General features: G+C 67.0%; 9 protein-coding genes. 1 reads left to right on the forward strand and 8 read right to left on the reverse strand.

The window, feature by feature from the left end:
- From ACOJTB_RS14955 to ACOJTB_RS14975, 5 genes are all read right to left on the reverse strand, one after another.
- Positions 1–678 (reverse strand): ABC transporter permease (locus tag ACOJTB_RS14955; protein WP_420103321.1); only part of this gene is annotated, 678 nt, incomplete at its 3' end.
- 13 nt (positions 679–691) lie between these two features.
- On the reverse strand, positions 692–1,492 hold the full coding sequence (locus ACOJTB_RS14960; protein ID WP_420103322.1) for an ABC transporter ATP-binding protein: 801 nt from the start codon (positions 1,490–1,492) through the stop codon (positions 692–694).
- Positions 1,493–1,670: 178 nt separating this feature from the next.
- Positions 1,671–2,669 (reverse strand): ABC transporter substrate-binding protein, encoded by a 999-nt coding sequence (locus ACOJTB_RS14965; RefSeq protein WP_420103323.1) that lies wholly within the window; start codon positions 2,667–2,669, stop codon positions 1,671–1,673.
- Between the two features lie 204 nt (positions 2,670–2,873).
- Positions 2,874–4,286: an FAD-binding oxidoreductase gene (locus ACOJTB_RS14970; protein ID WP_420103324.1), complete on the reverse strand. Its 1,413-nt coding sequence runs from the start codon at positions 4,284–4,286 to the stop codon at positions 2,874–2,876.
- Between the two features lie 117 nt (positions 4,287–4,403).
- Positions 4,404–5,642, reverse strand: coding sequence for a class I SAM-dependent RNA methyltransferase (locus ACOJTB_RS14975; protein ID WP_420103325.1), 1,239 nt, complete (start codon positions 5,640–5,642; stop codon positions 4,404–4,406).
- A 139-nt stretch (positions 5,643–5,781) separates the two neighbouring features.
- On the opposite strand from ACOJTB_RS14975, the gene ACOJTB_RS14980 reads away from it, so the two are divergent.
- Positions 5,782–6,828: a cysteine synthase A gene (locus tag ACOJTB_RS14980; RefSeq protein ID WP_420103326.1), complete on the forward strand. Its 1,047-nt coding sequence runs from the start codon at positions 5,782–5,784 to the stop codon at positions 6,826–6,828.
- Positions 6,829–6,993: 165 nt separating this feature from the next.
- On the opposite strand, the gene ACOJTB_RS14985 is transcribed toward ACOJTB_RS14980, so the two are convergent.
- From ACOJTB_RS14985 to ACOJTB_RS14995, 3 genes are all read right to left on the reverse strand, one after another.
- Positions 6,994–8,358, reverse strand: a complete 1,365-nt coding sequence (locus ACOJTB_RS14985) for a dicarboxylate/amino acid:cation symporter (RefSeq protein WP_420103327.1) — start codon at positions 8,356–8,358, stop codon at positions 6,994–6,996.
- 172 nt (positions 8,359–8,530) lie between these two features.
- Positions 8,531–10,309, reverse strand: a complete 1,779-nt coding sequence (locus tag ACOJTB_RS14990) for an SLC13 family permease (RefSeq protein WP_420103328.1) — start codon at positions 10,307–10,309, stop codon at positions 8,531–8,533.
- 42 nt (positions 10,310–10,351) lie between these two features.
- The gene (locus tag ACOJTB_RS14995) at positions 10,352–11,341 is read right to left on the reverse strand and encodes a magnesium transporter CorA family protein (RefSeq protein WP_420103329.1); all 990 of its coding nucleotides are present in this window, start codon (positions 11,339–11,341) and stop codon (positions 10,352–10,354) included.
- Positions 11,342–11,554: the final 213 nt, after the last annotated feature.

Below are 11,554 nucleotides of genomic sequence, written 5' to 3' on the forward strand. Positions count from 1 at the left end.
CAGGCCGGCGAAGGTGGTCGCGGTATCGTTGCGGGCGCCGGCCGAGAGCATCAGGAATCCGATCCCGCGATTGCCGCCGACCGTCTCCGACAGCACGGAGCCGATGAAGGCCAGCGTCACCGCGACCTTCAGGCTGGCGAAGAGATAGGGCATCGCACGGGGCACGCCGACCTTGGTCAGGATCTCCCACTGGCTGGCGCCGAGCGAGCGCATCACGTCCCGCATCTCCGGTTCGATGGTGGCGAGACCCGTCGCGACATTCACGACGATCGGGAAGAACGAGATAACGAAGGCGGTGATCACCGCCGGCAGCGCGCCGACCCCGAGCCAGATCATCAGGATCGGGACGATTGCGACCTTCGGGATGGCGTTGAAGGCGATCAGCAGCGGATAGAGCCCCGCATAGACGAAGGGCGAGGCGCCGATCGCCAGCCCCAGCAGCAGGCCGAAGCCGATCGCCATGGCGAAGCCGATGATCGTGGTCCAGAGCGTCTCCAGGCAGAAGCGCAGCAGGATGTCCCAGCGCTGGACCATCACCTCGGCGATGCGGCTCGGACGCGGCAGCAGGATTTCCGGCACCGCGAAGAGGATGCAGGCGAGTTCCCAGACCAGCAGCAAAGCGAGCGCCGCGAGCCAGGGCATGGCGACGAGCAGGAAGCGCTTTTGCGAGTCGCTCATCGGGCCGCCTCCATCACGCATGCTCCAGATGGATGCGCTCGCGCAATTCGTGGACGATCTCGACGAAGGCGGGCTCGAAGGTCGTCTCCAGCGTGCGCGGCCGCGGCAGGTCGATCTTGCGGGCCATCACCACCTTTCCGGGGCGGCGGCTCATCACATAGACGGTGTCGGCGAGGTAGACCGCCTCGCGCAGATCATGCGTCACGAGCACGGCGGTGAACCGCCGCTCCAGCCAGAGCTTCTGCATCACGCCCCACAGCTCCTCGCGCGTGAAGGCGTCGAGCGCGCCGAAGGGCTCGTCCAGCATCAGGATCTCGGGCTCGTGGACGAGCGCGCGGCAAAGGCTCGAGCGCTGCTGCATGCCACCGGAGAGCTGCCAGGGATATTTGCCGCCGAAGCCGCCGAGGCCGACCGAGGCCAGCAGCGCCTCGACGCGGGCGACATACTCGGCCCGGTTGGCGCGGAAGCGGCGCTTATGCGGCTCCACCACCTCCAGCGGCAGCAGGATGTTGTCGAGCGTCGTGCGCCAGGGCATCAGCGTGGGCGCCTGGAAGGCCATGCCGACGCCACGGATCGGGCCCTTGACCGACTGGCCATGGACGCGCACCTCGCCCGTCGTCGGCGGCAGCAGGCCGGTGACGAGCTTCATCAGGGTGGACTTTCCGCAGCCGGACGGGCCGACCACCGCGACGAACTCGCCCTTGGCGATCGACAATGTCGCATCCTCCAGCGCGACCATGCGCGAGGCGCCGGAGCCATAGGAGAGGCCGACCTTGCGGAGCTCGACGAGGGGCGGTTCGGTCTGAGTGGACATCGAGACCATCAGAGACGGTGTAGCGCGGGGGACCCCTCTCCCGGATGGGAGAGGGGCAGGGGTGAGGGTGCGCGGGTATTCGTGAGAACGAGGCGGCGCCGCTGCGCCTCATATGGGCAGGGCAGGCCCTCATCCCTGCCCTTCTCCCACACGGGAGAAGGGTTCCCCCAGCGTTCCATCAGGGCGCCACCATCCGCTCGGCCTTGGGCGGCAGGAACTTGGCCGAGAACACCTTGTCCGGCTCGGGCGCGGCCGGCAGGCCGAAGGCGTCGGCGACATCCTTCACCGAGCGGGCGAAGCGGGCCGGATCGACGTCGCCCATGCCGTTATCCTTCACGAAGGGAGTCAGCACGTTCATCTTCAGCGACATGTCGAGGCGCTCGGCCTCCAGCTTCTCGTCGATCAGCGGGTCGCGCTTCTTGGCGGCGGTGATGCCGAGCGAGGGGTTGGCGGCGACCTCCTTCCAGGCCTTGGCGGTGGCGCGCAGGAAGGCGGTGACGACTTCGGGCTTGGCGGCCAGAGCCGGCGAGACGATGATGCCGTTGCCGTAAACATCCATCTTGTAGTCGGAGTAGTTGAAGGAGACGACATCCTCCGGCTTCACGCCGCGCGCCTTCAAATCGAGGATCGACGAGAAATAGTGGCCGGAGATGAAATCCACCGTGCCCTGCACCAGCGACTGCTCGCGCAATTGCGGCGTCAGATTGACGTGCTGGACCGAGGCGGCATCCAGCCCCACCTTCTTGGCGAAGGCGGGGAACAGGCGAAACGAAGCGTCGAACACCGGGGCGCCGAGCTTCTTGCCCGCGAGATCGGCGGGCTTGGCGATGCCGCTCTTCTTCAGCGCGTGGACGCCGAAGGGCGGAAAATCATAGGCCATGAAGACGCAGAGGATTTCCTTGCCCTCGTTCTTGGCGTTGTACTCGATCAGCGAGTTCACATCGGCAAAGCCGATGTCGTAGGCGCCCGTGGCGACGCGCTGGACCGCACCGGCCGAGCCCTGGCCGGGGTCCATCGTCACGTCTAGCCCCTCGGCCTTGTAGTAGCCCTTGTCGAGCGCCACCAGGAACGGCGAGGTCGGCCCCTGGAAGACCCAGTCGAGCGTGAATTTCAACGGGGTCTGGGCGGCGGCCGGCAAGGAGGCGCTGAGCGCGGCACCGAGAGCCAGCGCGGCCATTGCACGGCGGGTCAGGCTGCTAGCTCGTCCTTCGGAAACGCCCGCAACACTGCGCAAAACACCGATCATCGCCGCCGTCCCCGTTTTGATTGTCGCGAAGGCTAAAAGCGGCTCCGGAAGCGGTCAATGCGCGGCCGTGGCTGTCCTGCCGGATTTTTAGGCAGGTGCAGCGATGTCTTGAGCCCTGTTAGCGCGCTCGCGCTCCTACTGGAGGGGCACCACCGCGCCCGGGTTCATGATGCCCTGCGGATCGAGCGTCTTCTTGATCGCGCGCATCAGGTCGAGCTCGACCGGGTCCTTCACGCCGGGCAGCAGGTCGCGCTTGAGGCGGCCGATGCCGTGCTCGGCCGAGATCGAGCCGTGCATCTGCGCGACGATGGCGTGGACCGCCTCGTTCATCTCGCTCCACCCCGCCAGGAATCCTGCCTTGTCGGCACCGATCGGCTGGCTGACGTTGAAATGGATGTTGCCGTCGCCGAGATGGCCGAAGGGCACCGGCCGGCAGCCCGGCACCATCGCCTCCACCGCCGCGATGGCACGCGCCAGGAATTCCGGCGTGGCATGCACCGGCACCGAAACGTCGTGCTTGATCGAGCCGCCTTCATAGGTCTGCACCTCGGAAAGCATCTCGCGCAGCTTCCAGAAATCGGCGCGCTGGGTCAGCGAGCCGGCCAGCGCGGCATCGGTCACCGTCCCGTTTTCCAGAGCCTCGCCGAGGAAGGCATCGACATGCTCGTCGAGCCCGGCCGCCTGCTGGGCCGAGACCTCCATCAGCACATACCAGGGAGAGGATTCGGAGAGCGGATCGCGCGCGCCGGAGGCGTGGCGCAGGACGAAATCCAGGCCGATGCGCGGCATCAGCTCGAAGGTGGTGAGCGTGCCGCCGGCGCCGGCCTTGGCCGCGTTCAGCAGGTCGAGCGCAGCCTGCGGGCTCGGCACTGCGAGGAAGGCGGTGGCACGCGCCGCGGGCAGCGGAAAGAGCTTCAGCACCGCGGCGGTGATGATGCCCAGCGTGCCTTCGGCGCCGATGAAGAGGTTCTTCAGATCATAGCCGGTGTTGTCCTTGCGCAGCTGGCGCAGCCCGTTCCAGATCCGGCCATCGGGCAGAACCACCTCCAGCCCCATGCAGAGCTCGCGGGCATTGCCATAGGCCAGCACCGCGGTGCCGCCGGCATTGGTCGAGAGATTGCCGCCGATGGTGCAGGAGCCTTCGGAAGCGAGCGAGAGCGGGAAGAGCCGGCCCGCCGCCTCGGCCGCATCCTGCGCGCGCTTCAGGCTGAGGCCCGCCTCGACGATCATCGTGTCGCCATCGGTATCGACCGCCCGGACCTTGTCCAGCCGCTGGAGCGAAAGGATGATCTCCTGCCCGTCCGCGATCGGAATCTGGCCGCCGACGAGGCCGGTATTGCCGCCCTGCGGCACCAACCGCGTGCCGGTCTGCGCGGCGAGCTTCACCAGCTCCGCGACCTCGGCGGTCGAGCCGGGGCGGACGATGGCCTGGGCCTTGCCGCGGAACAGATCGCGCCATTCCTTGAGATAAGGCACCATCGCGTCGGCATCGGTGACGACGTTCTTTTCGCCGACGATGGCGGCCATGCGATCGAGAATCGTGCTCATTTTGTAGCCCTGCCCCTCAAAGACGGCTTCGATCCCTTCAGCCCTCATCCTGAGGAGCGCCGCAAGGCGCCATTGGCCTGCTCCTCAGGATGAGGGCTGAGATCGGTCCACCAATCTTCAGCCCTTCCTGCCTCGCCGGAAGACGCCGACGAGCTCGATATGGGCGGAATAGCGGAACTGGTCGACCGGCGTCACGCCCTCCAGCGCATAACCGCCCGCGATCAGCGTCGCGGCGTCGCGGGCGAAACTGGCGGCGTCGCAGGAGACATAGATCACGTCCTTGACCTTCGAGGCGGCCAGACGCTTCGCCTGCGCCTCCGCTCCCGCGCGCGGGGGATCGAGCACCACGACGTCGAAGGCATTGAGCTCGTGTTCGAGCAGCGGGCGGCGGAAGAGGTCGCGGGTTTCGGTCGCGATCGGCTTCAGCCCTTGCGTCGCGCCGGCGCCTTTGGCGAGCGCCAGCATCGCGGCCGGCTCGCTCTCCACCGCAGTGACCTGCATGCGCTCGGCGATGCGCAGGCTGAAGGGGCCGCAGCCGGCGAAAAGATCGGCCGCTCGCTTGCCCTTGGGCAGCGCCGCCACCACCAGCCCGGCGAGCGTCTCCTCCCCGAGCGCCGTCGCCTGCAGGAAACCGCCGGGCGGCGGGGCGATGAGCGCCTTGCCCATCTGCTGGACGGGCGCGCGCCGCTCAACGACGATGTCGCCATGGTTCGAGAGACGGGCGAGGTCCAGCCGCTCGGCCAGCACGGTCAGTGCCAGCCTGGCCTTGTCGCCGAGCGGGCCATGGCCGCGCAGATCGACGTGGAGCCCGGCTTCTGACGCCGTGATCTGAATGTCGAGCGGCTTGTTCGCGCTGCCGAGGCGATTCGCGAGCATCTGCGCGACGGCCGGCGCGCGGGCCAGCCCCGGCACCAGAACCGGGCAGGCCTCGACCTCGACCAGATCATGGCTGCGCGCCGCCATGAAGCCGACGACCATCGCCTCGCCTTCGCGGCGGGCATGGAAGGTGACGCGACGGCGGCCTGCGCCGTGAGCGTCCACCATATCGGCCACCGGCGCCGCGACCCCGGCGCGTTCCAGCGCGGTCACGACCTGCCGGCGCTTCCATTCGCGGTAGATCTCCGACCCCATATGCTGGGCGGCGCATCCGCCGCAGCGGGTAAAGAGCGGGCAGATCGCCGCGATGCGCGAATCGGAAGGGGCGAGGATCTCGACGAGCTGGCCGCGCTCGCCGTCGACGACGGCGCGCACGGTCTCCCCCGGCAGCGCAAAGGGTACGAACACGCTGCCGCCCGGCCTGGCCGCGACGCCGTCGCCACGCTGGCCGAGGCGATCGATGACGAGGGTTTCATTCATGGCGAGCTTCGGAGAAGGATTTTCTCCGGCCTGCGGCTTGGCGACTGGCATCGTTCCGAACTCGGACAGCTGTCCGCTTGTGTGATGATCTCGGCGAGGCTTTCGCCTATCAGGTTGCGAAGACATTGGGAAATCGGACATGACCATTCGTGACGGCGTCATCGACGCGATCGGCAACACGCCGCTCATCAAGCTGAAGCAGGCCTCCCAGGTGACCGGCTGCACCATTCTCGGCAAGGCCGAATTCATGAACCCCGGCCAGTCGGTGAAGGATCGCGCGGCGCTCGCGATCATCCGCGATGCGGAGGCGAAGGGGCTGCTGAAACCCGGCGGTGTCATCGTCGAGGGCACGGCGGGCAACACCGGCATCGGGCTCGCGCTCGTCGGTCACGCGCTCGGCTATCGCAGTGTGATCGTGATCCCGGACTCGCAGAGCCAGGAGAAGAAGGACATGCTGCGGCTGGCCGGGGCCACGCTGGTCGAGGTGCCGCCGGCGCCTTACGCCAATCCCAACAACTCTGTGAAGGTTTCGGGTCGGCTCGCCGAGGCGCTGGCGACAAGCGAGCCCAATGGCGCGATCTGGGCCAACCAATTCGACAACACCGCCAACCGCCAGGGCCATATCGACACCACCGGCCCCGAGATCTGGGAGCAGACCGAGGGCAAGGTCGATGGCTTCATCTGCGCCGTCGGCTCAGGGGGAACGCTGGCCGGCGTTGCGACGGCGCTGAAGGCGCGCAATGCCGCGATCAAGATAGGGCTCGCCGATCCGATGGGCGCGGCGCTGTACTCCTTCTACACCGATGGCGTTTTGAAATCGGAAGGCTCCTCGATCACCGAGGGCATCGGCCAGGGGCGCATCACCGCCAATCTCGAAGGCCTCGCTGTCGATGCCGCCTTCCAGATCCCCGATGCGGAAGCGGTGCAGATCGTGTTCGACCTGCTGGAGCATGAGGGCCTGTGCCTCGGCGGCTCTTCGGGCATCAATGTCGCCGGCGCGATCCGGCTGGCGAAGCGATTGGGGCCGGGCCACACCATTGTGACGATCTTGTGCGATTACGGCACGCGCTATCAGTCGAAGCTGTTCAACCCGGAATTCCTGCGCTCGAAGGAGCTGCCGGTTCCTGGCTGGCTGGAGCGCGACGATGCTGGGCTGCGCCAGATCGCCGCCCAAGTCATGGCCTAAGCATCTCGTTCTCCGCGGAAACACATGCCGTCATCCCGGGCCTGCCCCGGGATCCATCGGAGGGCTCCGGAGCTTTATGATGGTTCCCGGAGCTGCGCTGCTTCGCAGCTTCTCCGGGATGACGGCGTGGTTCCGCGAACACTGATTCGATCGGCCCCTCCGCCCTCAAGCCGCCTTGGCGGCCCCGTCGATCACCTCGATATCGCCGGCGCGGTCGTATTGCGCCTGGTCGAGCAGGCCGCGGCGCTTGGCGACGATGGTCGGTATCAGCGCCTGGCCGGCGACGTTCACCGCGGTGCGGCCCATGTCGAGGATCGGGTCGATCGCCAGCAGGAGTCCGACGCCGGCGAGCGGCAGGCCGAGCGTGGACAGCGTCAGCGTCAGCATCACCGTCGCGCCGGTGAGGCCGGCCGTCGCGGCCGAGCCGATGACCGAAACGAAAACGATCAGCACATATTCCTGAATGCCGAGCGGCACGCCGTAGAACTGCGCGACGAAGATCGCCGAGATCGCCGGATAGATCGCGGCGCAGCCATCCATCTTGGTGGTGGCGCCGAGCGGCACGGCGAAGGCCGCGTATTCGCGCGGCACGCCAAGGCTTTTCTCGGTCACGGCCTCGGTCACCGGCAGGGTGCCGATCGAGGAGCGCGAAACGAAGCCGAGCTGGATCGCCGGCCAGGCGCCCGCGAAGAAGCGCATCGGCGAGAGGCCGTGCAGCAGGAGCAGCGCCGGGTAGACGACGAGCAGCACGATGGCGAGGCCGATATAGATCGCGATCGCATACCAGGAGAGCTGCTGCAGGGTCTGCCAGCCATATTGCGCCACGGCATTGCCGAGCAAACCGACCGTGCCGATCGGCGTCAGGCGGATCACCCACCACAGCACCTTGCGCACGATGGCGAGGAAGGATTCGTTCAGCGCGAGGAAGGGCTTCGCCTTGTCCCCGACCTTGAGCGCGGCAACGCCGACCACGATCGAGATCACCAGCAATTGCAGAACGTTGAAGCCGAGGCGCGTGGTCGCGGCTCCGCCATCGACCCGCGTCGTCGCCTGCAGGCCGAGCATGTTCGCCGGGACCAACCCCTTCAGGAAATCGAGCCAGGAGCCGACATAGGCCGGCGCCCTGGCGCTGGCCTGCGTCACGCCGGCATGGAGACCCGGCTGGATCAGCAGGCCGAGCGCGATGCCGATCAGCACCGCGACGAAGGCGGTGATCGCGAACCAGAGCAGCGTCTGCCAGACCAGCGCCGCGGCATTGGAAAGCTGGCGCAGATTGCTGATCGAGGCGACGATGGCGGTGAAGATCAGCGCCGGCACCAGCGCTTGCAGGAGCTGGACGAAGATGGAGCCGATGGTCGCGAGCGTCGTCGCCAGCGCGTTGGGCTGGCCCGCCGCGTCTGGGCCGATCGAGCGGGCGACCCAGCCGAGAGCGAGGCCGACCACCATCGCTGCGAGAACCTGAAAGCCGAAGCTGGAATAGAAGGGCTTCCGGGCGGGAGCCGCGCCGGCTGAGGCCGTAGTCGGGGTCATGGGACCATCTCTTCAATGCGACCGGCACATCAAGGCGGCCGGGGCGAAACTGCTGTTCATATAGGCATCGGCACTGCCCCCGGCGCAAAGGCCGGGCGTTTCGTTTTCAACGGCAGCGGCAGGTAAAACGTTCCGTGCCAGCCGCCCTTCAGAGACATTTTGTCTCAAGGCGTCAGCGCAGCGGCCAGACCAGCAGGATCATCGGCACGGCCACCAGCAGCACGATGAGCGAGAGCGGCGCCCCAAGACGCGGATAATCGCTGAACCGATAGCCGCCCGGCCCCATCACCAATGTGTTGCACTGGTGGCCGATGGGGGTGAGGAAGTCGCTCGCCGCGCCCAACGCGACCGCCATCAGGAAGGCGTCGGGATTATAGCCGAGATTGGTGGCAAAGCCCGCCCCGATGGGCGCCATGACAAGGACGGTCGCCGCATTGTTCAGAAAGGGCGTGACCGCCATCGCCGCGGCCATCATCAAGGCGACGGAGGCCCAGCCCGGCAGGCCCGAGCCGATCTGCGCGAGCCAGGTGGCGAAGACATCCGTCGCGCCGGTGGAGCGCAGGGTATCACTCACCGGGATCAGCGCCGCCAGCATCAGCAGGATCGGCGCATCGATGCTGGCATAGGCCTCGCGCAGCGGCACGCAGCGGAAGGTGATCAGGGCGACAGCGGCCGCAAAGAACACCAGCGGCACCGGCGCGAGGCCGGCCGCTAGCGTCACGATCGCTGCCAGAACGATCGCCACCGTGATCAGGGCACGCCGGGTCGAGCCCAGCGAGACTGCGCGCTCGGCCAGCGGCAGCAGCGCGAGTTCGCCGAGCTTCTCCGGCAAGAGCTTCTCGTCGCCCTGGATGACGACGATATCGCCCGCCCGGATGCGGATGTCACGCAGGCGCTGCGAGAAGCGCTCGCCGGAGCGGCTGATCGCGATGAGATTGACGCCGAAGCGCGCGTGTAGGCCGAGATCGCCCGCCGATTGGCCGATCAGCACGGAATTGGGGCCGACGATGGCCTCACTGACGAGATCGGGGTCGAGGGCGTCCTGCTTCTGAGTCGGGCGGTGGGACCCGTCGAGATCGAGCCCGCCCTCGGCGACCACGCGCTCCAGCACATCGGCATCGCCGCGCAGGAGCAGAGTGTCGCCCGACTTCAGGCGCGCATCGGGCAAGGGCGCCTGCATCCGCCGCTTGTCGCGCAGGATGGCGACGATCTCGACATCGCCTCCGCCGAGCGCCTTGAGCTCGGCGACGGTTCTGCCCGCGATGGCGGAGGCGGATCCGACATCGGCTTCGGTGACATAGTCCTTGATGTCGATCGCTTGGTCGAGCGAAACGGCGCCCTTGCGGTCCTTCGGCAGCAGCCGATAGCCGATTGCCAGGAAGGCGCAGCCTGCCACCGCGACGACGATGCCGACGGGGGTGAAATCGAACATCGAGAAGGGCTGGCCGCCGAGTTCCGCCCTGACCCGGGCCACAATCACATTCGGCGAGGTGCCGACCAGCGTGACGATGCCTCCGAGCAGCGAGGCGAAGGCCATCGGCATCAGGAAGACGGAGGGCGATTTCCCGCCCTTGCGCGCGAGCTGGTAGGCGATGGGCAGCATCATTGCCAGCGCGCCGATGTTCTTGATGATCGCCGACATCACCGCGACGATCACGACCAGAAGCGCCACCTGCATCTGGGTCGAGGCCCGCTCGGGCGCCAGCTTGCCCACGAGCCGCTCGATGACGCGCGATCGGGCGACAGCGGCGCTCAGCACCAGTGCGCTGCCGACGATGATGACGATATCGTCGGAGAAGCCGGAAAAAGCCTCCTTCGCCGGGACGATGCCGATCGCGACTCCCGCCAGGAGGGCGATCATGGCGACGATGTCATAGCGCAGGCGTCCCCAGAGGAACGCGGCCATCATCGCCACGACCAGCGCGACGGAGAGCATCTGAGGCGTCGTCATGTCAGCCGCGCAACTTTCCAGGCGGCGATGACGCCGTGCCGATCAGAGCCACTTCTTCCAGCGGAAGAACATGTAGGGCAGCACCGCGAAGACGACCATCGACGCCAGTGCCAGGGGATAGCCCCACTGCCACTCCAACTCCGGCATCGTCTTGAAGTTCATACCGTAGATCGACGCGATCAGCGTCGGCGGCATCAGGGCCACGGAGACGACCGAGAACAGCTTGATGATCTTGTTCTGCTCGATCGAAACGAGGCCCAGGGTGGCGTCGAGCATGAACTGGAGCTTGTTGGAGAGGAAGGTCGCGTGCTCCTCGATGGCCTGGACGTCGCGCACCGCCGAGCGCCACTCCCCGGCGAAGGCGGCCTGCGCCTTCTTCGGCCGGGTGTAGTTGGCGGAGAGGAACAGCAGCACGCGCTCGACCGAGACCATGCTCTCGCGGACATTCGAGATGATGTGCTCGTGCTGGCCGATATGCTGGATGACGGCCTGGTAGGCGCCGCCCTGCTCGACATCCTTCGCACGCCCCGCGAAAATCCGGCGGGACGCCATGTCGATCTTGTCGCCGACGTCGCGAAGCACCTCGGCCGCGCGATCGACGATGGCCTCGATGAGCCCGTCCAGCACAGCCTCCGGCTGGCTCCCGCAACCACCGGGCTTGGTCGAGCGGTTCAGAAAGATGCTGAAGGCCTTGGGCTCATCGTAACGAACCGTGACCAGCAGCTTCTCGGTCAAAATGAAGGTGACGTCGGCGAGCTTGGGGACGATGCTGTCCGAATGGCAGATCACGCGGGCGGTCATGTAATGCGCGCCGTTCTCGCTGTAGATGATCTCGGAGGGTTCGAGATCGTGCATCTCCTCGCGCGTCGGGATCGAGATGCCCAGATGGGCCTCGAGCGCCCTGTCTTCGTCCGGCGTCGGATTCAGCAGGTCGATCCAGACGGAGTCCTTCGGGAAAGGCTCGCCGGTGCCCGAGTTCGCCGGGCGCAGCTTGTCGCCCGTCTCCGGACAGATGCGGTGGATCGTCAGCATGAGGGCGAATCTCGCTGGGCGGGCGGGCCAGCGCAGGAGACCGTTTCGGCAAGAGAAGTCAAACGGGGCGCGGCCCATTGCGCGTGCCAACCGAGGTTGAGCACGGCGCGGAGAACCCCTCTCCTGCATCGAAGTCGGCTGGTTCCGCCTTCGACCCACGGAGTGCAGATCTCGGGCAACCCCGAGATCATTGAGATGGGCAGGGGTGAGGTG

The organism is Allobosea sp., from assembly GCF_048595345.1.
In the GTDB taxonomy this organism is placed as follows: Bacteria; Pseudomonadota; Alphaproteobacteria; order Rhizobiales; family Beijerinckiaceae; genus Allobosea.